Source organism: Lactiplantibacillus daowaiensis, assembly GCF_005405085.1.
In the GTDB taxonomy this organism is placed as follows: domain Bacteria; phylum Bacillota; class Bacilli; order Lactobacillales; family Lactobacillaceae; genus Lactiplantibacillus; species Lactiplantibacillus daowaiensis.
This window is the reverse complement of sequence record NZ_BJDJ01000021.1, coordinates 32,789-54,684: the sequence shown is the minus strand read 5'-3', so window position 1 is coordinate 54,684 and position 21,896 is coordinate 32,789. Positions and strand designations below refer to the sequence as shown.

Genomic DNA, 21,896 nt, shown 5'->3' with positions numbered 1-21,896 from the left:
TCAAAAACAGGTCTGGAAAAATCCGAAGATTTTTCCAGACCTGTTTTGTTTCTAGAGACTTATGTCACAGCCTCTTTATCGCCCGTTAATTTGGTTTGGCTTGTCGGATTACGAAGCCTATCAGTTAAAGCCAAGGCGGGATAGCTTGGGTACGTAGGCGTTTCAGGATGATCAAATGGTTAAACTTTTATCACAAATTAATCATCAAAATTTCTCTGACAAACCTTGACTATTCTTGACTAAAAACGTATACTTACTATATAAAAGTAAGTGATAAATTCGCTTACTGTAAACTTAGGAGGAATTCATCGTGACAGTAAACTTATATTATTCAACATCTAGCAAGTCAAGCCGTAGTGCACGCGCATGGTTGGTTGCTAACAATATTCCATTCAACGAACGCGACATTATTGCAAATCCTCTAGATCGCGATGAATTGAAACAAATCCTCCGGCTCACCGAAAATGGTTTCGAGGACATTGTTTCAACGCGTTCTAAGGCTTTTAAAGCATTGCACATCGACTTAGCTGATTTAGGCTTTAACCAACTATTAGATTTATTAGTCGAAAAACCACAACTTTTGAAACGGCCAATCATTTATGATGGGCGTCGGTTACAAATTGGGTATAACGAAGAAGACATTCGGGCATTTTTGCCACGTTCAGTGCGTAAGTCTGAATTACGTGAAATTCAACAAAAACTATATGATGATGACCAACAAGCGGTTGGCTAATCACAACTTTAAAGAATCACAGGCGTTCCTGTGGTTCTTTTTTTATAAGCAAGCTTAGGTCATGATGGGGCGCGGTCACGGGAGGTATCGCTAAGCCGCAGAGTTGGCTTTAAATGATTAATTGTGTACAATTGATTTAATTAGGTTAAAGGAGTTTTTTTATGAGTGAAGCAGATCAAGCAGCTTGGGCCATCCAAGCATTAAAACAATTACAAACAACCGATAATCAAGCGACGATTACGGGGATCATTAGCGTTATCAGTGACCAACAAGCGGAGATTGATAGCTTGCGTGGTTCGATGGAAGGACAGTTATGGAGTCCGACTAGTTGGCATCAAGACCAACAGGATCAAGCTAAAAAGTAACTAAAAGGCGTGACCACTTTGACAATTGTCAGGTGGTCACGCCTTTTTAGCAGTGATTTATTCGATTACTTTACTATTTTGTTCCGCTAGGGCCGTGAGGTGTTCGAAAAGAATTCCTTCACGTAACCCATTTTGAGAAAACGTCATGCGGTCTGAATCTAAGAAACGCATCAACGTGATGGCCGGAATCATCCCGCCAATAATAATATCAGCGCGATCTTTAGCGAGACCTGGAATTTTCGCTCGGCCAGCCATATCTTGAGCTAAGACTTCGTTAAATGTTTTATAAACGGCATCATCACGCAAGCGGTAACCATGCGTATCTTCAAAATTCAGAAAATGATTTTGCCGCCGGTTGATCTTCGCTAAGGTCCGATTACTGCCACCAAGGCAAACTAATGGGAGATTCAAGCCGTTACGCAACCACCAAACACTGTTGAATAGTTTATCAACAAACGTCATGGCCTCAAAGAGATTGCTTGCTTGAATTTGATCGTTGAGGTGGAACTTCTCGGATAGACTAACGGAACCGACTGGTAGACTAATGAGATGTTTCGCCTGACCATTAACGATCAGTACTAGTTCACAACTACCACCACCCGTATCCATCATGACACAGTTGGCGGTTGGCAAGGTATTGACGACGCCTAAATAGTCATAGTAGGCTTCAGTCGTCCCGGGGATGACTTCGATATCTAAGTCGACCGCAGCTTTAACTTGTTTCAAAAACTTCTTTTGGTTGGTCGCCTTACGCGTGGCGGCGGTGGCAACCGCTTTGAGCGTTAAATTTGGTAACGTATCGTAGACAGCCTTAAAACCTTGTAGCGCAGTAATCGTTCGTTCGATGGCTGCTGGTTGTAGGGTTGGTGTCGTCGTCGCGTTTTCGTTTTCAGATAAGCGCACCATTTCTTTTAAACGGTGGGTCACATGGTAGCTGCCGTCAGATTGAATTTGCGTGACGGTCATCCGACAAGAGTTGGACCCTAAGTCAATTACGGCAAAATTTTCCATCCTATTGATCGCCTCCATCGTGATGTAGCGGATTTGGTTCGTTCTTCGGACTCATCATGGGAATAAATTGATGCGCCGTGCTGGTTGCTGTTGGTGTTGGGTGGTCAGCCGTCACATTTTTGGCTGCTTGGTGAATAAAACGATCCTGTGAATCTAACATCGCCACGCCCCGACGGTCACACTTAACGTAGCTATCATCGGCTTGAAGCACCCGAGTCTTCACCGTATCTTGCCACATGGTTTCAAAGATATGGATTGCACGGTCACTAATTTCAGGTTGTAGTAGCGGGAATAGCAATTCAACCCGACGGTTCAAGTTGCGTGTCATCATGTCGGCACTCGACAAGTAAATTTGTGGTTCGCCGTCATTACTGAAGTAATAGATCCGACTGTGTTCAAGTAAACGCCCGATGATCGAATGAACTTCAATATTATCAGAGACGCCTTTAATACCAGTCTTTAAGCAACAAATCCCGCGAATGATCAATTGAATCTTGACGCCCGCATGTGAGGCTTCATAGAGTTTACTGATGATTTGAGGGTCAGACAATGAATTCATCTTCATTTTGACTACTGCCGGACGGCCAGCTTTTGCAGTGGCAATTTCATCATCGAGTTTCTCGTTAATGAAGTCGCGAATACCGTCGGGTGAAATGTGTAGTTTGTGGAAATAAGGTGGTTCGGAATAACCGGACAACATGTTGAAGATATTCGAAGCATCGATCCCCATATCGGTATCGGCGGTAAACAAGCCCATGTCTGTATAGAAATGCGCAGTGACATCGTTATAGTTCCCAGTCCCCATGTGCATATAACGCTTGATACCTTCATTTTCACGGCGAACAACTAGGGCTAATTTACAATGCGTCTTTAACCCAATCAATCCATAAATGACATGGCAGCCCATCTCTTCTAGTTTCTTCGCCCAATGCACGTTGTTTTCTTCATCAAATCGAGCTTTGACCTCAACTAAAACTGTCACTTGCTTGCCATTTTGGGCGGCTTGACCTAAATATTTGATGATTGGTGAATCTGCCGAGACACGATATAAAGTCATCTTGATGGCCAAAACGTTTTTATCTTCCGCTGCTTCTTGAATAAAGTCGACGACGGGTTTGAAATCATCGTATGGATATTGCATCAAGATATCATGGTCTTTGATTAAATCAAAAATTGAACGTTCCCGATAAACGGCAGGGTAATAAGCCTGATATTTCGGGTAATTTAAATCATCGTGGCCGCTGACAGCCTTAACTAGTTTTGATAAGAAGGTTAAGTTAAGCGGTCCATTGATGATGTAGAGTGAATTTTCGGTCACCCCAAGCGCTTTGGCTAGGCGAGTCCGTTGATGTTTGCTCATGCTTTTTTCAACTTCCAAACGCATGACTTTGCCACGTTCACGCATCTTTAATTGCTTTTGCACTTCTTTTAACAAGTCCGAAGTATCTTCTTCGGCCACATCTAAATCCAAATCACGGATAACACGATAGGCACTAGTTTCTTTGACAGTATAGTCGATGAAAAGTGAGCCGACAAAAGCCTTGATAATGTCTTCAATTAAGATAAATTGGTTGTCACCACCAGGTAAAACAACGACGCGTGGAAAGACATCTGGTACTTGAACGGTTGCAAATTTTCGGTCTTTTTTGTTACCGTTTTTATAAATTCGTAACGCAATGTTTAACGTGTTATTCGCAATAAATGGGAACGGTCGTGATGAATCATCGGCCATTGGTGTTAAGGCCGGATAAAGTTCGTCATCAAAATAATTTTTAACAAACGCATATTGTTCGCTGGTTAAGTCGTCGATGGACAATAAATGAATACCATGTTGTTCCATCAGAGGTAACAATGACCGATTGAGGGTGTTGTATTGTCGTTTGACCATTTCATGGGCTTTTTCGGTAATTGCCGCCACTTGATCACTGGGTGTCAGCCCGGCTGGATCGGGTTTGTTGTAGTTAACTGACATTAACTTACGTAAAGAAGCGACCCGGACAGTGAAAAATTCATCTAAGTTACTTTGCGTAATACTTAAAAAGCGAACTCGTTCGAGCAATGGATTTTCTTTATCGCGTGCTTCATCTAAGACACGATAGTTAAAGTCCATCCAACTAAGTTCTCGGTTTGTGTAATAAGCTTCCTTTTGATAATTCATCATTAACGCACTCCCCGTCGTTTAATTACTGGTGTCAGGCCGAAGACTTCCTTGAAGAATTCCGCTTTTTGCGAAAAGACCCAGTTTTCTAAGAATAGATCATCATGTGAATAGCAGGTGATGATCACTTTAGGATTCTTAATGGATACTGAAATTTTACTGATTTTTTGTTGGCGACCATCATCTAAAGCATCCGCAATTCTTAAAATGGCGGATAATTTTGAGACGACTAATCGTTGCTCTAGACTCATATGTTCAAAATGTTTGATGTCTTTTGAGGGTGTTTGCGCACTGTGATATCGTGAAATCGTCGCAATTGATTGTTTTTCTTCATCAGTTAAGCCAGTCAATTCAGTTGCTCGCAAAATATAGTCCGAATGCATGTAATGTTGGTGTGGATCAATATAGCTACCGACGTCATGGACGATTGCGGCCACTTGTAGCAACAACCGGTCGCGTTTAGTTAAATGATGCAATGGCTTGAGTTGGTCAAACAAATGTAAAGAGAACTTAGTGACCAAATCACGATGTTTAGGTTCGACATTGTAACGATTAGCTAAATTTTTAGCGGCCGTTACGATTTGATTGTTGAAGTTATATTTTTTATAGCCCAGTTTAACGGCTTCTTGAATGATTAAACCATCTAAAGCAGTGACATTACCTAACCAGATTGATTTAGCATTAGTGAGCTGTAGCAGTTCACTGATCAAGAGTAGTTCTGGAATAATTAGGCGGACATCTGTTTCATCAACGTCATATTTTTCCATCAAATACTGATCTGACGCATTAATGGCGTCGTTATACATTGCTCTAAAGTCCGTTACGCTTAATTCTTGGACGCCAGCATCAGTTTGTGATTGTTGGAATAGGTTAGAAAATGGTGCGACCCCAAGCATCACAACTTGGCTGGGTTGTTGACGAGTTGTTGGTAAGAAGCGGCCGAAGTCGGCGATTTGACTAGAAATGTAATCGTCGAGGACTTCAACATAATTGGGGACTGTCGATTGTAAGTCTTCTAAGACTTCAGCAATCCGGACCGGTCCTAAACGTAAGCTCCGCGAAAAAGCAAAACTGCCCTGATCATAGTGTGAAATGCCGACGCTACCAGAATTAATCCCCAACAAATAGGTAGGTTCTTGAATGATCTGTTTGAATTTTGGAAAGTTAACTGCAACTGCGGCGGACCGCAAGTAGGTTTCTTGACTATTGGACAACCAATCAATTTTCAGTCCCGTACGCACGAGCAATTGATCTTGAATATAGTCCGCGTTATTAGCGGTAGATAATGACCAAGACCCCCATAAGTGATAGTCAGTAACCCCGTAATCATGAATGATTTGAATAAAACCAGTTAGTGCTTGTGAGGCTTGTTCGACTGAGTCATAGTCGATTGTGTGTTCATCATATAAATCTTCACCTAAAGCGACATCTGAACGCACGCGTTCAACTTGTCGTAAAGTTTTTAAGTTGACGATTGAAAGTTCAATATTTTGAACGTTAATCATCATAATACCAAACAGTTTTGCTGCCATGTTGTGCCCCCCATTTTCTAGTCAATGAATCAGCTGAAATATACCTAAAGATTGTTTGATTCTATCAGACCATACTGCGCTCTTTTCAATAGTAACATACGCAAAAGTTAATTTAATACCATTAAAAAAATGTAATGGCTTTCGTTAGCAAATTATTTAGGTGGCCCGAATAAAAAAGAGTAGACCAGTCACCTAATTGGTTACTGAACTACTCTAAGCGTGCTTACAAAATTTCGCGATTATTAATGATTAGTTTGTTGAGATGCTTTTCCACGCGTTGGTTTTCAGGTGGAAGTTGCATATAATCGCCATACATCCGCGTTAAAATCGCGTCATACGCTGCCGGAATCTTAACTTGAATCGTTTCGAAAGGTGCTAGTTGTAATTCAGTCAACTCATCATCGGATAGGATTTCTTTGTCATAATCGTATTGTGAAGCCAAGTTCTTATACGTGCGCGCATCTGAATTCTCGTAGAGACGCATGTAGTCTTCACGTTGTTGCTTGTGGTCATTGACATCGGCTAATTGTTGCGGTGTTTTTTTAGTAATGAGATTGCGTAGGGGCGTTTTGACAAAATTATAATTCAGACGTAACAAAATGGCAGCATCTTCTAATTTGAAATGCATCATTTGTGACCGTCGCAACTCTTCGTCAGCTGGAATCTTATCAAACGGGAAGATATCGACAAACACGCCCTTAAACGCATTGTTAACGTTGTTTTTTTCTTCAATGTAGGTATTTACATCTAATAGTTTCATATAACTGAGCCCATAATCAGGGTCACTAGCGCCTGTTTGTAAAAAGTAGGCGTCTGGGTCCAAGTATTTATTGGCCACGGCGATGAAGCGTTGGTATTCAGACCGGCGCATGCCGATGTCGATATCATCATCCCAAGGAATGAACCCTTGGTGTCGAATGGCGCCTAAGAGGGAACCGCCAATCAAAAAATAGTCAATCTTTTCTGCGTCACAGATTTTCGTAACAAGTTGCATTAAGTTAAGTTCAACTTGATGCAAAGGTGTGAGTGACATGTCATCAGCTCCTTATGCGTAAGCGTTTTAATCTATCCTTAATCATACACGTTTTAGCCGAAAAATGTTAGGTAGGATGCTTTACCAGGGACAAAATCCCGAATCGGTTGGTGTTTCTGTGCAAAATAGTTAAAGCCGTGTTATATTTTAGGCATGTATAAATCTAGCAAATGAAACGATGGTGAGAGAGATGAATCAGCAAGCCGACCTCGGTAACTTATTAAACAGTTATTTTGAGGCTTATCAAAGTACAACTAAGCTAATGGCGGATTTAGTGGCTTGGCCGCTCAGTCAAAATAATTTGTCATTTGAGCAATTTTTAATTTTACGCCGTATTGCAATGGCGGACCAAGTGACCCTAAATGATATTGCGTCACAACGACAAGTGACGCGTAGTGCGATTTCCCGCCAAATTAAAGCGCTTTTATCGCAAGAATATATTTTTCAAGTCCCTGACCCGCAAGATCGGCGGCGGCTATATTTACACTTAACCGCCAGTGGGGAACGGATTGAACAGTTGGTGGATCAAGCAATCAGCGAACATTTTGATGCATGGGTCCAACAACTAGGGACCAGTAAAGTTAACCAAGCCATCGAGTTGTTGCAAACGATAAGCTCTAAAGTTGATCAAGTTCAACAAACGGCACATGCGAGTCAGTTACATTATCATCACTAAAAACATAAAGCCGGTGCTGAAATCCAAAGGTTTCAACACCGGCTTTGTGTTTTAGTGCTTAAAGAAATTGCAATAGACGCCTTCACAAGCTTCTAAAAACATCCCAATCGCCATTAAATACATGGCCACCATGTTTTGCATGGTAAACACGAAATATAGTAAGACCGCATATAAGATTAAAAAGAAAATTGCACTAAATTTGGAACTAGCCATTTATCTCACTCCCCCGGTGGACGCTACTAGTATCATCTTGTAATCACTTTCATTCTAGTACAGAACTTAAAAAAATAAAAATAGAAATAAAGTCGCTTTTAATTAGTTAGCGTTCGGATATTGCTTTTAACAACTAACAATGATAATATAATGCTTGTCTAAGAGATATAAAACACGAACGTTTACAAATATGCAAAATGCTATTATCTCAAATTCTGGAGGAAATCATGAATAAAATTGCGGCATATTTTAATTTTTCAGAGCTCAATACCACGATGCGAACTGAGACCCTAGCTGGGGTAACGACGTTTGTTTCGATGGCATACATTCTGTTCGTTAATCCAAGCGTCTTAGGCGCTTCAGGAATGGATGCTGGGGCAGTCTTTACCGCGACTGCATTGGCGTCAGCGTTAGGTTGTTTGTTAATGGGGATCGTCGCTAAATATCCGATTGCGATTGCACCTGGATTAGGGGTCAATGCGTTCTTTACCTATTCAGTGGTCATTGGGATGGGTATTAAGTGGCAAACTGCGCTAGCTGGGGTTTTTGTTGCTTCCGTAATTTTCATGATTATTACAGTTTTCCGTTTGCGAGAAATGATTATTGATGCGATTCCACGTGATATGAAGCTCGCCATTTCCGCTGGGATTGGGTTCTTCATCGCTTTTATCGGGTTACATGGTGGCGGTTTGATTGTGGCCAACAAGTCAACTGTCGTTGGGTTAGGACCTTTAAATGTCGGGACGACTTGGTTAACGATTTTTGGTTTAATCGTAACGTTGGTTTTAATGAGTCGTAAAGTTCCCGGTGGGATTTTTATTGGGATGGTTTTAACCGCGCTACTCGGATTATTTACCGGCTTGATTAAGATGCCAAGTCATATCGTTTCGGCAGCACCTTCTTTGAAGCCAACATTTGGGGTGGCTTTAGCGCACGTTGGTGATATTAATAGTTTACAGTTGATTATCGTGGTCTTGACGTTCTTGTTAGTCACGTTCTTTGATACAGCGGGGACTTTAGTGGGATTGGCTGAACAAGCTGGTTTCATGAAGAATAACAAGATGCCACGGGTCGGGAGTGCTTTAATGGCCGATTCAACGTCAATGTTAGTTGGGTCAGTATTGGGGACATCCCCAACTTCGGCTTACGTCGAATCTTCAGCCGGGATTGCCGTTGGTGGTCGTTCTGGGTTTAGTGCAGTGGTGACCGGCTTACTCTTTATTTTAGGGATGTTTTTCTCACCATTGTTGAATGTTGTGACCAACCAAGTCACTGCACCAGCCTTGATTATTGTTGGGGTATTGATGGCCGAATCATTGAAGGAAATTAACTGGCACCGATTTGAAATCGCGGTACCGGCATTCTTGACGGTCATCGGGATGCCATTGACTTACAGCATCTCTGATGGGATTGCTTTAGGATTCATCAGTTATGTGATTATGATGGTTGCCACGAAGCACGCTAAAGAAGTGCACCCATTAATGTACGTCTTGTTCTTCGTCTTTATTCTCTTCTTATGGATTTTAAACGTCTGATAATTAAACTATTAACGGCCCGCATCTATCAATTAGGTGCGGGCTTTTTTCTTGCCGGTTTCGTCGCTTAGTGATTCCACCGATAAGCGTTAACGCACAGTCAGACCAGGATTTCTGTCCGGTGGGGCCAACCTGGTAGCCCAAAAGCGGTCTACCAGGCGCTTTTAAGCTGATACCCCACATCTTAAAGACGGCCCATGTCGTAAGCTGGCAAAATACACCAGCTAACGACATCGACACAGGACGCTAATCCTGGTTTGACTGTGCTAAGAACTGGTTGTCGGAATCGTTAAGCAGCGTAGCCGGCAAAGACGCAAAAAAAGACTCCGCTAAATTAGCGAAGTCTAAGAGATTAATCTTTATTAAAGCTACCGTCTTCAACATCCTTGATGAATTGTTCCAAGTGGTCGAAGTAAACTGGGGCGTTATCGATCATATGATGATGGCCACCGTTAGGCGTTGTTGCTAAGCGTGAGTTAGGAATGTCACGGGCCATCCGCCGAGCAGAAGCGAGTGGCATCGTTTCGTGTTCACCAAAAGTCAATAACGTTGGGACTTTGATGTTATGGATTTGGTCACGAATATCCCATTCCTTGAGTTTCCCAGTGATAACGAATTCGTTATCGCCTTGGAACGCATTGTAAACTGGAGTTGCCATCGTACTGATTAAGTGTGAGATGGCAACGGGTTGCTTACGGTCAACGTAATTAGCGTTTAAAACGTCCACGTATTTTTGATATTGTGGGTCATTCCAATTGCCTTCAGCTTCTTTTTGTTTCATGTAAGCGACGGCGTCAGCTGGTAAACATTCTTCCCGGCACTTGTTGACGTTAACCACGTATTCGTCGATATTGTCAACCATACTTGAGATGATGGCACCTTTTAAATGTTGACCATATTTCAAGGCATACATCATGGTTAAGGCACCGCCCCATGATTGACCGATCAAGTAGAAGTTATCTAAGCCAAGCTTTTGGCGAACTTCTTCAACTTCATCCAAGAAGTAATCATAAGATAAATACTTCTTAGCAATTTCAGGGTCAGAGTAGTCAGGTTGATCAGAGTACCATGAGCCTAATTGGTCATACATCGTCACTTGGACGCCTAAATCAGCTAACTTTTCACCAAAGTTTTCCCAGTATTCGTGGTTACCACCAGGGCCACCATGTAAACAGAGTAAATGGATGTCGCCTTCACCTTGGGTATTGGTCCATAAATGGTAGCCGTTATCCAACGTGATGATCGTAGTTCCTTGTTTCAAATGATCACCTTATTTCATTATATTTAATACCCATCATACCACCGTAGCAAAAGGTTTGGCAACGCAGTTAACGAATCCTAATACTTCGGTAGATGCAATCGTTGCCGGTAAAAATACCATAAAAGTACAACTTTAGATTGCGACTAGTTAACCAATGTGAAATAATGGGTTAACAAATCTAAAGGTTAGTAGGGATGGCAATGAGTACGCAAACCGCAGTCTTAACTTTATTAATGCAAGCTGCACCAGATTATTGTTCGGGCGACCAATTGGCACAACAGTTGGCAGTTAGTCGCACCGCAATTTGGAAAGCGATTCAAGGACTACAAAATGAAGGCTATTCGATTGAAAGTCGCCATGGCCGGGGATATTGCTATGTTGACAACAATCAATTAAGTCAACCAGCGATTATGCAAGGTATCACCGGACCAACAACGCCGACGGTCATTGTTTTAGACCAAGTTGATTCAACCAACGCTTATTTGAAGCGACTAGCAACTAAGCAGCCGCTGACTATGCCGACCGTTGTGGTTGCTAATACTCAGACTGGTGGTTATGGCCGGTTTGGCCGGGCATTTTATTCGCCTAGTGAAACGGGACTTTACTTAAGTATTGGGTTACCAATTATGGCGGGGATGCCATTTGACCCGGGGTTATTAACGACCAGTACAGCGGTAGTCGTGGCGAAAACATTGCGCGACTTGTTTGACGTACCAGTTGAATTAAAATGGGTCAACGATGTGTTAGTCAACCATCATAAAGCCGTTGGTATTTTGTCTGAAGCAACGACTGATTTAGAATCTGGTCGGATTTCAACCGTTATCGTGGGGATTGGGATCAATTTAACGACGCCGGCTAACGAGTTTCCCAATGGGTTGCAAACTAAGGCTGGGGCGGTGACGACCCAAACGACGGTCACCCGTAACCAAGTTGTCAGCAAGCTATTATCGTATTTCTTTGCGGGTTATGCGACGTATACGACTGGTGATTTCATGGCCGATTATCGGCAGCTGTCAATGGTCATTGGCCAGCAAGTTGAACTAAAGAGTGGTGATCAGCTTATTTACGGGACTGTGCAAGATATTAATGCCGCAGGGGCGCTTGTTTTAGCGTTACCGGATGGGACGCAACAGTCATACAATTCGGGCGAGATTACAAAAGTTAATTTGATTACGGGGGATTATCATGGGTAATACGAAATTATTAAAACAACTGATTATTGCGGCAGAACTTGCTGTGGGACTAGCTATTTGTTCGAAAATCACGATACCATTAGGTCTGATTCCATTGACCGGTCAAACGTTAGCGGTTGGCTTAATTGCTAGTATCGTCCCAACAGTGGTTGGCACTTGGGCAATCGGGATTTATTTGTTGTTAGGCTTGATTGGTATTCCGGTTTTTGCTAGTAGCGCAGCCGGGTTAGCTGCATTATTTGGACCAACTGGGGGCTATTTATGGGGATTCTTCTTATATGTCTGGATTGTGGGAGCCTTTTATAAGTATACCAAACGAACACCAGCATTAATTTTCGGTAATATTTTCGGGGCAATCATTCAACTGTTTGCGGGCACGTACTGGCTTGTCCTTTCAGCAAAAATGACTTGGACCGCCGCAATTAGTACGGGGGTCGTGCCATTTTTACTGCCTGCGTTGATTAAAGTTGTCCTTGTCGTTGTAGTCGCCCAAGCAATTTTGCGGCGAATGCCAACTAAATTTAATTTGCGGTCCTAAAAACCTGTTACTTGTGATAAAATTACTGGGATTGATGAATAAAGTGGTTAATAAAAATAATTAAAGAAGCTTAATTAATACTGGTCAAAACGGTACTCACCATATTATAGTAGAACTACTAATAAAAATGGCAATGTTAGGCTAATCACTGTAGGAACAATTTCAAGGGGTAATGGGAAAATGAACGATAATTTAACGGGCGTTAATATGAGCCGAACGATGGCCAGGATGAACCGCCACCGCATGCGCCCACGTCGGTATATCACCGGGTTCGATGGTATCCGGACGTTAGCGGTTCTGGGGGTCATCATCTATCACCTAATGCCGGCTTCTTTGCAAGGTGGGTATTTGGGGGTTCCAATATTTTTCGTCGTTTCAGGTTATTTGATTACTGATATTTTATTGCAAGAATGGGACAGTCACGGGTCGATTCGATTATGGAATTTTTATGCGCGCCGGTTGCGGCGATTATATCCGGCTCTTGTGACGATGCTATTAGGAACAACAACATATATCACGCTTTTTCAGCGGTCGCTATTGACTAATATCCGGGCGACTGTGATGACCAATTTGTTATATGTTTATAATTGGTTCGAAATTGGCCATGGTCAGAGCTATTTTGATCGCTTTAATGGTGAATCACCATTCACCCACTTATGGTCATTATCGATTGAAGGTCAATATTATTTATTCTGGCCGTTGATCGTGGTTGGTTTGTTATTGATTTTCAAAAATCGACAACAAATTTTCTTAATTATGATGGTGGCAGCCATCGCTTCAGCGATTACAATGGCCATTTTATATGACCCAAGCAACACTAACCGGGTTTATTATGGGACGGACACGCGGATGTTTGCAATCTTGATTGGATCGGGATTAGCATTTGCTTGGCCATCGCGGCAATTGCCGGAAGACTTAGCACCAGCTAACCGTATCACCCTTGATTTATTAGGTGGTGCATCATTGATTGGCTTAATTTGGATGTTTTTCCAATTGTCCGGTGAATCAGCTTTCACGTATCGTGGTGGGATGTTCTTATTTACCGTCCTATCTGGCATTTTGGTCGCAACCGTTGCACATCCGGCTAGTCATATGAATCGCATCTTAACGAACCCAGTCTTTTCATATATTGGGCAACGCAGTTATGGGATTTATTTGTATCAATTTCCCGTGATGATTTTTTATGAAACCAAAGTGCAAAACATTGGGGATCATCCGCTGCTTAATAGTTTGATTGAAGTGGCGTTGATCATGGTCTTTACCGAGTTGAGTTATCGGTTTATCGAAAATCCAATGCGGCACTACAACTATAGTCAGGTCTTTACCGACTTACGTCACTTCGTGCATGAACCACGGTTTAATCGGGTCAGTGGCTCGATTGTTGGTTTGGCAGTTATTTTGTTCGCAGTGACGGCCGTTGGGTTTGTGCAACAACCTAGCAAGGCTTCGGTTGCGAAGAAGACTGCGATTCAAGAGACGATTACTAAGAACTCTGAAAAAGTCAAAGCCCAAAATGCGGCAGCACTAAAAGCGCAAAAGGCGGCGGCCAAAGCCGCGGCAGCTAAGAAGAAACAAGTGGCTGCCGATAAGTTGCAAACCAAACAAGCGATGGCTAAGTTGAACAGTAAACAAAAAGTTGTCGTTAAAGATTACAACTTAAAACCACAAGTCGTCTTAGCGATGGGACAAACGGACCTAACGGCGATTGGGGATTCGGTTTTACTCGATGTCTCCAGTGACTTACAACAAGTGATTCCCGGAACAGTCGTGCAAGGACGGGTCGGCCGTCAAGTAACGGAAGTACCTGGAATCGTCAGTTCATTGAAGTCACAAGGTCAATTATCGAAGAATGTCTTGGTTAATATTGGGACTAATGGGACGATTACCAGTGCTCAAGCTGATCAAGTGGTCCATGCAATTGGTTCAGATCACCAGATTTTCTGGGTGACCGCCCATGTGCCAACTCGGAGTTGGCAAAATCAAGTTAACAGTCAGATCAATCAGACGGCTAAAAAGTACAGCAATGTCCATGTGATTGATTGGCACGGGTTAGCTTTGAAGCAAAGCAATTGGTTTGCGGATGATAATGTGCATCCTAATCCAACTGGGAACAAGCATTTAACCGCGTTGATCGCTAATCGGATCGCCGCAGTTAATAAAAATTAATCGAACTAATCAAAAAGGCGACTCGCTAAGCGGGCCGTCTTTTTAGTACTATTCAAATGGTTTCATTGGAATGTGTAACGATAAATCGTTTAATTGTAAGGAGTATTGTAAATCTTGATTACCGCGGACAGTCATCTTCATATCAGTGGCATAAACCACTAGCCCGATTTGGTGTCCTGTTAGTAAGTGATGGAAAATCGGCTGTAAATCAACCGCAAAATCGTAAAATTCATTGGCTTTGAGTGCTTCAGCATGCCAAGGCTCATGACGATTTTGTAAGTTCAAATGGCCTTTGGTGATCATCTTATAAGGCGAAGTCGCTGCAGCTAATTTGAAGTCTTTTAAGTCATCTTCACGCCAATGGTAGCCAAGATCTAGTGCTTTTGACGCAATCAGTTGGGGGCTAACGGTCAAACGTTTGGCAGACCCAAAGTCGAGTAACATAAAACTCAACATCCCAAAGTTTTGATTAACTGCCACTGACCCCGTCACGTGTGGGCGGCCAACTAGGAGTTGGTCACTCGGTGCTTGCCAACTCTTAAAGAGCAGGCGATGGTCATATAACGGACTCGTCTTGTCTTCACTCAATAAGTCCGTCTGCCAAGCAGTCAAATCAGTGCGATAGTGGTCAAAGAGTTTATCAGGCAATTTATCGGTAAAGTGAGCAGCACGTTGATCAACTGGATGATCAGCGGGGACGAGTTCTTTATATTGCACCTTGAAGTCCAAAGCGTCGTCAGTATCTTGCCACCAATTATCATGGGCATGCCAAGTTTGCGTCGCCGTATTATCTTGAACTAACACGTTCGGCAATAAGCTTTCAGCATGGTTGTCCAACCCATATAATTCATGACTTAACCATAAGTTCATCATGTCAGTAAAATCAAGCGATTGTAAATTGTTGATGTAGATGTGTTGGCCTTGATGGAGAATCAATTTCTTAGTTACCGGCACATCTTGCAGCTTGTCCCATAAGTTAGCCACATTGCGTGGTTTAACGTTCCAGTCATTTAAGCCGTGGACCATCACAATATCAGCCTTAATATTGGCGACATTTTTCAAATAATTCCGTTCATCCCAAAATTGATTGTAACTGCCAGTGGTACGGTCCTGACCAGCAGTTAAAGCGGCCAGTTTGGCATCAAATTTAGGCTTAATCTGGTGGGCATCGCCAGCTTTTAAACTGCGTGAGAAAACTTCGGCTGCTAAGACATCCGTGTCTTCACCTTGGAAGGTATCTGGCGCAACGACGAGGCCGTTATCACGGTAGTAGTCATACCAACTAGAGATGGCGGCTTCCGAAATAATCGTCTTTAAACCGTCAACGCCAGTGGTTGCAGCGGCAGTTGCCAGGGTGCCTAAATAACTACGACCGGTCATGGCAACGAGCCCATTCGTCCACCAAGCGTTGATCGCAACGTCACCATCACGGGTTGTAAAGGCATGGCGTTTGCCGGTTAACCATTCGATAATGGCAATCGTAGAGGTGGTTTCGTCTTCATCACCAGTGGGGGCCAGGCCATCAGAATCGACCGAGCCAATGCCGGCCGCGTAAACGACCGCAAATCCACGTGCTAAGAAATAGTCGTTTAACGTATACGATTGTTCACGACCAAAGGTTTCTTCCGCCGCATCACTGATTTGTGTGACAGATCGTGCGGCTGGGAGGTCGGCTGGTTGTGAGTGGTATTCGACATCGGCGTAAGTATTAGTATCCGGTGTTTTAGCAGTCAATGGGACGTCGACGTTATGCATGGTGGCTTTACCGGCGGCATCGTCAATGCCTTGGTTATAAGGACTAGCCGTATATAAGACCGGTACTTTAAGGCCAGTTGCAGTTTCAGCTGGCCGCAAAATTTCAACCTTTAATAAATCGCGCTGACCATCATGATCGGTATCAAGTGGGGCTTCAACATAAACGACGTCTCGAATCAACTCATTCGTGTTAAAGACCGCTTGCGCTTTGCCATTGAAGAAGAGGGGCTTATCTTGATTAGGCCGTTGATAAAATGGCACAAAGTAGCCGCGAGTGGTCAAGTTTTCGATTAACGTTTGGCCTTTAACGCCACGAGTGTTCAACAAGAGGTACCAAGCGTAATACAAGGCTTCACGGTCAAAAGCACTGTCGCCGACCATTGGTAAATGAATATCACGCATAGCCAACAATGGATCAGCTAAGTCAAAGTCTTGGCCTGGTAAAAAGCCCAATAACTGTAAGCCAACATTGTAAAAGACTTGGTTATTCACGACATTGGCAGTTGCTAGCCAGTCGTTTAAGTTGTGTTGGCTCGTTGCCATTAAGTTAGCGAATTTGTGGGTTAACCCAGCGGTAGAGTGTACTTCGGGAAAACTCTTGGCTAACAAGGCCCGGTAAACCTCAGGTACCGTTTTTAAATCGGCCATGGTCGCCGTGATAAACTGAATCTTTTTAAGCTCCGCAATCGCTGCTTCCGAATCGGTCGGTACGATTGCAAATTGATTGTTCTTCATAATGGCATCCTTCGTTTAGTAAGTTTTACGGTATATTATACGCCTATTCCTAGTGATGCCAAATCAGGCGCTGACAGCGCTATCAGATTGTGCTACATTAAGGCTAACTCACGAAGGGAATGATGAGATATGGCAGAATTTCCAACCTTATATACGACGCAAGCGATTAATGAAGATGGCATTGAAGGGATCGCCTATGTGCCGGATGGCTTAAAAGTCACTGTCTCTAGTCCATTAAAATCAGTCCCAGGAACGAACCCGGAACAGCTGATTGGGCTGGCTTTGAGCACTTGTTTGAATGCGACTTTAGAAGCCATTGAGGGTGAGCATCAAATGCCACATCAAAGTACGGTGACCACGACTGTCAGATTAACCCGTGACCGGTTTGGGTATCAATTCTTGGTCGATGCGCTGGTCACGATACCTGAAGTTGATGCTGCAACCGCTGAACATTGGCTGGCAATCGCGGAGACGCGGTGTCCAGTCGCCAAGCTCTTAGGTGGTAGTGTGAATGTGACGATTCATTTGTAGGCTAAATTAAAACGTCACGACTAGCGGATGGTTAAGCTGGTCGTGACGTTTTAGTTAGGATTTAAAGGTTGATTAATGCGTAAAATGTTTGCACAAGTGATCGTGAATAAACGTCGGACAATGGGTCTGTTCGGTCGCGGTCTTAACCTTAGTTGTGACATTTTCAACTTGTTGTAAGGCCAACTGTTTGGTTCTTTCACGTTCAATCTTGAGCTGTTTACTGAGTTGCCGATTCTTCCAGAAGCCATGGACGCCTAAGGCAACGGGAATCACTTGCATCGATAAGGTGGCTGGGATTAGCCAAGGATTGTCTTTGAGAAGCGCGTACATTTGATCATGATGCTTGCTGATTTCAGCTTGGAACTTTGATGGGGTTAACATACAACGTCACATCCTTTTTAGGTTTGCCCCCATCATACCGTAAACCGTAACCGCTGTCATGGATAATCGTAACTCGATGCGACGCTATGATTGGCTAAAATAAGCCCGGTGCCGTGCGAGACCTGAAAGGCTCACAGCACACCGGGCTTAATCGAATTAAGTTAAAAACTAGTGTTAACGATCTTGGTTCATTTTACTATGCCGAATACCATAACCAAAGTAGATGATTAGGCCTAAGACAAACCAAATAATGGACGCAACCCAAGTTTCAGCGGACAATTGGGTCATCATAAAGATACATAAAAGTCCTGAGATGATTGGCAAGTAAGGATAAAAGGGCACGCGGAAGCCTTTAATTTTGTTCAACTTAGGATTACGACGTAACAGAATAATCCCAAAGGAGACGAAGGTAAAGGCAATTAAGGTCCCAATATTGACCAGATTAGCCAGTTGGCCTAATGGCACAAAACCGCCAAGAATTGAAATGACGATTGTGACTGTTACCATGGCGTGCTTGGGCGTATGATTCTTATCGATTTTACCTAAGAAGCTTGGTAAGAGGCCATCGCGACCAATTGAATATAATAGTCGGGAACTACTATAAATCGTCGTGACCATCATGGTAAACATCCCAGCTAAGGCGCCAATTGACACGATCCCGGCCACGAAGTTTTGGTGCACGAGTTGTAACGCAAAGGTAACGGCGTCATCCACGTTTAGCAGCTTGTAAGAGGTCATCCCAGTCAAAACAGCCGCGACTGAAATATAAAAGACGGTACAAATGACTAACGTGCCGATAATCCCAATTGGCATGTTACGTTTCGCATTTTTAACTTCTGCGGCGGATGACGAGACAGCATCAAAACCTAAGTAGGCAAAGAAGACGACCGCCGCACCTTTGAAGATACCATGGACCCCAAATGGCGCAAACGGGGTCCAGTTAGCTGGTTTAACGTAAAATGAACCAACTAACAAGAAAACAATAATGATAGCTAATTTCAAAACGACGACGATGTTGTTCAACCTAATCGACGTTTTTAACCCTTCATCAATGATCCAAGCAATTAAGCAGACGATGATGATGGCGACGATATTGATATACGTCCCGTTGGCCGGGTCAAACGAGCCTGTAATTGCTTTGGGTAATTTTAACCCAAAACCAGCAATAAACGAGTTAAAGTAGGCTGCCCACCCGACGGAAACCGTAGCGACGGCCAAGACGTATTCCAAAACTAAGGCCCAACCGGTAATCCAACCAACTAATTCACCGTAGACGATGTTACCATAGGAATATGCTGAACCAGCAATCGGCAAGACTGACGAAAACTCAGCATAACACATTGCAGCGACCGCACAGACGATTGCGGCCAAGACGAATGAGATAATGATGCCGGGCCCGGCAGTCGTTGCGGCGACTGTCCCAGGTAGGATGAAAATCCCAGTCCCAATAACAGCCCCGATACCCAGGGCGATTAGGTCAATTGCCGATAACGTACGTTCAAAATGTCCATCGGCTTGTAAATAACGTTCCAGATTTTCTTTTTGGAAAATCCGCTGACGAATCCCCATTAATAATAGCCACCTTTTTTAGTTATTTTTCACAGTTACTTGTCATAATTGACAATTTTACCATGCCAACATGATACCGTGAACAAATATTAAAAGTCAATGAGAACCACATCTTAATTCAAAAAAGGTTGTTGAGTGAACGTTTGAACCGTGCCTGGATAGCTTACAAGTATCGTTAATTCTGATAAGATGATTAATAATTAAAATGTTTAGAGGAGGACGCGTGGATGGCATCAATATTAGTAGCAGAGGACTTGTCTGCGGTTGGCGGCATTTCACTAAGTGCGGCCGTACCAGTTTTAACGGCAATGGATTATCAGGTTGCAGTGTTACCGACGAGTTTATTGTCGACCCATACGAGTGGTTATGGGCGACCAGCCATCGTGGATCTGGCGCAATGGTTGCCACAAGTCTTTCAACATTGGACCGCCGCTGAGCTGGATTTTCAACAAGCCTTGATTGGCTATGTGGGTTCGGTGGAATTATGCCAGTTGTTAACGACGTATTTACAAGCACAAGCGTTAGATTTATTAGTTGTTGACCCGGTGTTAGGTGATTTGGGCCGCTTATATGATGGCTTTGATGCTGATTATGTGGCTGCGATGCGGCGTTTGATTGCCCCCGCCGATGTGATTTTGCCAAATGTGACCGAGGCATGCTTGTTAACGGGGCTATCCTATCAAGACCAACCAGCCTTAGTGACATTGTTGACACAATTACAAGGCTTGCTCAAACCAGGGGCGAAAGCAGTGATTACCGATGTGACTCAAGCTGATAAAATCGGTTGTGCCTGGTTAACTGATGGTCAAGTTCAATTTGTCGGTCAACCCCGTTTGGCTGGTCATTATAATGGTACGGGGGATACTTTGGCGGCTGTTTTGACCGGGTTATTAGGTCAAGGACATGACCTCAAAACAAGCGTGACCTTAGCCAATCAATGGCTGAATGCCGCGGTGGCTGCAACCTTAGCTGAGCATCGGACCGATGCGCGTCAAGGGATTAATTTGAAACCAATTTTAAAGGCAATTTTAGCGTGAGCAATGTTATACTAAACTATACTTAAGCGTTAGTGATTAGATTTAGAAGGAGTGCGCATTTTATGAGTACAGAAGTAGCCAGCGGTGCAGTGGTTTATCAACAAAAAGATGGCCATCCCGCTTATTTATTGTTACAAAGTGCCACCAGTGACTTTTGGGGGTTCCCAAAAGGACACGTCGAGGGTGACGAAACGTTAGTTGAAACTGCCCAACGTGAGATTCGAGAAGAAACGCAACTGGATGTGCAAGTCGATGCCAAATTTAAGGCCTATACTGAATATGACTTACCAAATGGCAACTTAAAACAAGTCACGCTATTCGTGAGTGAAGTTCCTTCTGGGGTTGCGGTCACGCGTCAGACTGAAGAAATCAGTGCGATTGGGTGGTTTGACTATGCGGCGGCCCGGGAACGGTTGACGTACGATAACTTGAAGCAACTACTTGACCAAGCCAACGCCTACATTACGAAAAAAGCTTAAAAAAATTACCGGCACCGTCGCATAAACGGTACCGGTAATTTTAAACTACCCAGTGAATCTTTAATTATTTAAGTTAATTAAATCGATATTTAGGCTTGCGTTTTTAAGTTAGCAACTGCATCTTCGATTGTTACGCCTTCAGCGCGCAATTCTGGATGAAGTTTGTCAGTTGCAACAAATAATTGTCGCTGGGTATCCAATACGATACTGAACCAGCTGTTAGTTGTTTGAAATTTCATTTGACAAAACTCCCTTCATGGAAATTGTTTGGTTTTGCTACGAGATGCTTACATCATCTATGAACCTTACAATTTAATCACTATACGCGGTTCCTTGATATAATGCAAATGAAAAGCCTTACAACTTTGTGTAAATTTAAACGAATTTAGGAGATCTTAACTCATGACTACCCAACGCGTTTTGGTCGTAACTGGACCAACCGGCAGTGGCAAAACAACGGTTTGTCGCTACTTACTAGAAAACTATCAGATTCCACAAGTGATTACCCACACAACTCGGGCACCACGCGACGGTGAAGTGAATAATCGTGATTATTATTTTGAAACGCCGGCTAGTTTTGCGACCAAACATTATTTAGAGCATGTGACCTACAGTGGCAATCAATATGGGTCGTCACGTGAGGGGCTGGCTGCGGCCTGGCAAACGTCACCACTGATCAGTATCGTGTTAGATACGGCTGGTGCTGAAACTTATGTTAAAGCGCTAGGTGATCAAGCAGTGGTGATTTATTTAGAGGTCACGCAGCAAGCGGCTTTAATCGAACGGTTAACGCAGCGTGGCGATGCCACTGAACGCATTCAACAACGGGTGGCCAGTGATGAATATGAACGGGACCAACAATTGCCAGTAGGACTAGTGGGACACGCGCAAGTCATCGTCAATGATGATTGGCAACAAACAGCGGTTGCACTGGATGCGCTCGTGGCTAAATATCGGGTCGCGTAATATCTTTTGCACCCTAGATATGCTACACT

At 43.3% G+C, this 21,896-nt stretch carries 21 protein-coding genes; 11 read left to right on the top strand and 10 right to left on the bottom strand.

Annotated features, from left to right (window positions below; translation table 11 throughout):
- The first annotated feature begins 310 nt into the window (after nt 1-310).
- Both FFM75_RS11970 and FFM75_RS11965 read left to right on the top strand, forming a co-directional pair.
- Nucleotides 311-733, top strand: a complete 423-nt coding sequence (locus tag FFM75_RS11970) for a Spx/MgsR family RNA polymerase-binding regulatory protein (protein WP_137629396.1) — start codon at nt 311-313, stop codon at nt 731-733.
- A 161-nt stretch (nt 734-894) separates the two neighbouring features.
- A complete protein-coding gene (locus FFM75_RS11965; protein WP_137629395.1) occupies nt 895-1,098 on the top strand; it encodes a hypothetical protein in 204 nt (67 codons plus the stop codon).
- A gap of 57 nt (nt 1,099-1,155) precedes the next feature.
- Here FFM75_RS11965 and ppx read toward each other — a convergent pair whose 3' ends face one another.
- The 4 genes from ppx to FFM75_RS11945 all read right to left on the bottom strand — a co-directional run bounded on the left by ppx (nt 1,156) and on the right by FFM75_RS11945 (nt 6,832).
- On the bottom strand, nt 1,156-2,109 hold the full coding sequence (ppx, locus tag FFM75_RS11960; RefSeq protein ID WP_137629394.1) for an exopolyphosphatase: 954 nt from the start codon (nt 2,107-2,109) through the stop codon (nt 1,156-1,158).
- A gap of 1 nt (nt 2,110) precedes the next feature.
- Entirely contained in the window at nt 2,111-4,267 is a 2,157-nt protein-coding gene (locus FFM75_RS11955; RefSeq protein WP_137629399.1) for an RNA degradosome polyphosphate kinase, read from the bottom strand.
- A 2-nt stretch (nt 4,268-4,269) separates the two neighbouring features.
- Nucleotides 4,270-5,799 carry a Ppx/GppA phosphatase family protein gene (locus tag FFM75_RS11950; protein WP_137629393.1) on the bottom strand — a complete coding sequence of 510 codons (1,530 nt, stop codon included), beginning with the start codon at nt 5,797-5,799 and terminating at the stop codon, nt 4,270-4,272.
- A 223-nt stretch (nt 5,800-6,022) separates the two neighbouring features.
- The gene (locus FFM75_RS11945; RefSeq protein ID WP_137629392.1) at nt 6,023-6,832 is read right to left on the bottom strand and encodes a LicD family protein; all 810 of its coding nucleotides are present in this window, start codon (nt 6,830-6,832) and stop codon (nt 6,023-6,025) included.
- A gap of 190 nt (nt 6,833-7,022) precedes the next feature.
- On the opposite strand from FFM75_RS11945, the gene FFM75_RS11940 reads away from it, so the two are divergent.
- Nucleotides 7,023-7,508, top strand: a complete 486-nt coding sequence (locus FFM75_RS11940; protein ID WP_223876675.1) for a MarR family winged helix-turn-helix transcriptional regulator — start codon at nt 7,023-7,025, stop codon at nt 7,506-7,508.
- 51 nt (nt 7,509-7,559) lie between these two features.
- On the opposite strand, the gene FFM75_RS11935 is transcribed toward FFM75_RS11940, so the two are convergent.
- Nucleotides 7,560-7,721, bottom strand: coding sequence for a hypothetical protein (locus FFM75_RS11935; RefSeq protein WP_137629390.1), 162 nt, complete (start codon nt 7,719-7,721; stop codon nt 7,560-7,562).
- Nucleotides 7,722-7,948: 227 nt separating this feature from the next.
- Here FFM75_RS11935 and FFM75_RS11930 point away from each other — a divergent pair, with 227 nt between their 5' ends.
- Nucleotides 7,949-9,256, top strand: coding sequence for an NCS2 family permease (locus FFM75_RS11930; protein WP_137629389.1), 1,308 nt, complete (start codon nt 7,949-7,951; stop codon nt 9,254-9,256).
- A 352-nt stretch (nt 9,257-9,608) separates the two neighbouring features.
- Here FFM75_RS11930 and FFM75_RS11925 read toward each other — a convergent pair whose 3' ends face one another.
- Nucleotides 9,609-10,517, bottom strand: coding sequence for a proline-specific peptidase family protein (locus FFM75_RS11925; RefSeq protein WP_137629388.1), 909 nt, complete (start codon nt 10,515-10,517; stop codon nt 9,609-9,611).
- A gap of 200 nt (nt 10,518-10,717) precedes the next feature.
- Here FFM75_RS11925 and FFM75_RS11920 point away from each other — a divergent pair, with 200 nt between their 5' ends.
- The 3 genes from FFM75_RS11920 to FFM75_RS11910 all read left to right on the top strand — a co-directional run bounded on the left by FFM75_RS11920 (nt 10,718) and on the right by FFM75_RS11910 (nt 14,414).
- Nucleotides 10,718-11,710: a biotin--[acetyl-CoA-carboxylase] ligase gene (locus tag FFM75_RS11920; RefSeq protein WP_137629387.1), complete on the top strand. Its 993-nt coding sequence runs from the start codon at nt 10,718-10,720 to the stop codon at nt 11,708-11,710.
- Nucleotides 11,703-12,248, top strand: coding sequence for a biotin transporter BioY (locus FFM75_RS11915; protein WP_137629386.1), 546 nt, complete (start codon nt 11,703-11,705; stop codon nt 12,246-12,248). Before FFM75_RS11920 ends, FFM75_RS11915 begins: the two co-directional genes overlap by 8 nt.
- 180 nt (nt 12,249-12,428) lie before the next feature.
- Entirely contained in the window at nt 12,429-14,414 is a 1,986-nt protein-coding gene (locus FFM75_RS11910) for an acyltransferase family protein (RefSeq protein WP_137629385.1), read from the top strand.
- A 48-nt stretch (nt 14,415-14,462) separates the two neighbouring features.
- Here FFM75_RS11910 and FFM75_RS11905 read toward each other — a convergent pair whose 3' ends face one another.
- The gene (locus FFM75_RS11905; protein ID WP_137629384.1) at nt 14,463-16,904 is read right to left on the bottom strand and encodes a Xaa-Pro dipeptidyl-peptidase; all 2,442 of its coding nucleotides are present in this window, start codon (nt 16,902-16,904) and stop codon (nt 14,463-14,465) included.
- A 129-nt stretch (nt 16,905-17,033) separates the two neighbouring features.
- Here FFM75_RS11905 and FFM75_RS11900 point away from each other — a divergent pair, with 129 nt between their 5' ends.
- Complete coding sequence (locus tag FFM75_RS11900; protein ID WP_137629383.1) at nt 17,034-17,435, top strand: OsmC family protein; 402 nt, start codon at nt 17,034-17,036, stop codon at nt 17,433-17,435.
- 72 nt (nt 17,436-17,507) lie between these two features.
- Here the strand turns inward: FFM75_RS11900 and FFM75_RS11895 are convergent, their stop codons facing one another.
- Together FFM75_RS11895 and FFM75_RS11890 are read right to left on the bottom strand one after the other, a co-directional pair.
- Nucleotides 17,508-17,816: a transposase gene (locus tag FFM75_RS11895; protein ID WP_223876674.1), complete on the bottom strand. Its 309-nt coding sequence runs from the start codon at nt 17,814-17,816 to the stop codon at nt 17,508-17,510.
- Between the two features lie 174 nt (nt 17,817-17,990).
- Nucleotides 17,991-19,385, bottom strand: a complete 1,395-nt coding sequence (locus FFM75_RS11890; RefSeq protein WP_137629382.1) for an amino acid permease — start codon at nt 19,383-19,385, stop codon at nt 17,991-17,993.
- A 227-nt stretch (nt 19,386-19,612) separates the two neighbouring features.
- Between FFM75_RS11890 and FFM75_RS11885 the strand changes: the two genes are divergently transcribed.
- Together FFM75_RS11885 and FFM75_RS11880 are read left to right on the top strand one after the other, a co-directional pair.
- Nucleotides 19,613-20,422: a PfkB family carbohydrate kinase gene (locus FFM75_RS11885; protein ID WP_137629381.1), complete on the top strand. Its 810-nt coding sequence runs from the start codon at nt 19,613-19,615 to the stop codon at nt 20,420-20,422.
- Between the two features lie 62 nt (nt 20,423-20,484).
- Nucleotides 20,485-20,901 carry a bis(5'-nucleosyl)-tetraphosphatase gene (locus FFM75_RS11880; protein WP_137629380.1) on the top strand — a complete coding sequence of 139 codons (417 nt, stop codon included), beginning with the start codon at nt 20,485-20,487 and terminating at the stop codon, nt 20,899-20,901.
- A gap of 89 nt (nt 20,902-20,990) precedes the next feature.
- Here FFM75_RS11880 and FFM75_RS11875 read toward each other — a convergent pair whose 3' ends face one another.
- Entirely contained in the window at nt 20,991-21,140 is a 150-nt protein-coding gene (locus FFM75_RS11875; RefSeq protein ID WP_137606173.1) for a hypothetical protein, read from the bottom strand.
- A 163-nt stretch (nt 21,141-21,303) separates the two neighbouring features.
- Between FFM75_RS11875 and FFM75_RS11870 the strand changes: the two genes are divergently transcribed.
- Complete coding sequence (locus FFM75_RS11870) at nt 21,304-21,867, top strand: guanylate kinase (RefSeq protein WP_137629379.1); 564 nt, start codon at nt 21,304-21,306, stop codon at nt 21,865-21,867.
- The last annotated feature ends 29 nt before the right edge of the window (nt 21,868-21,896 follow it).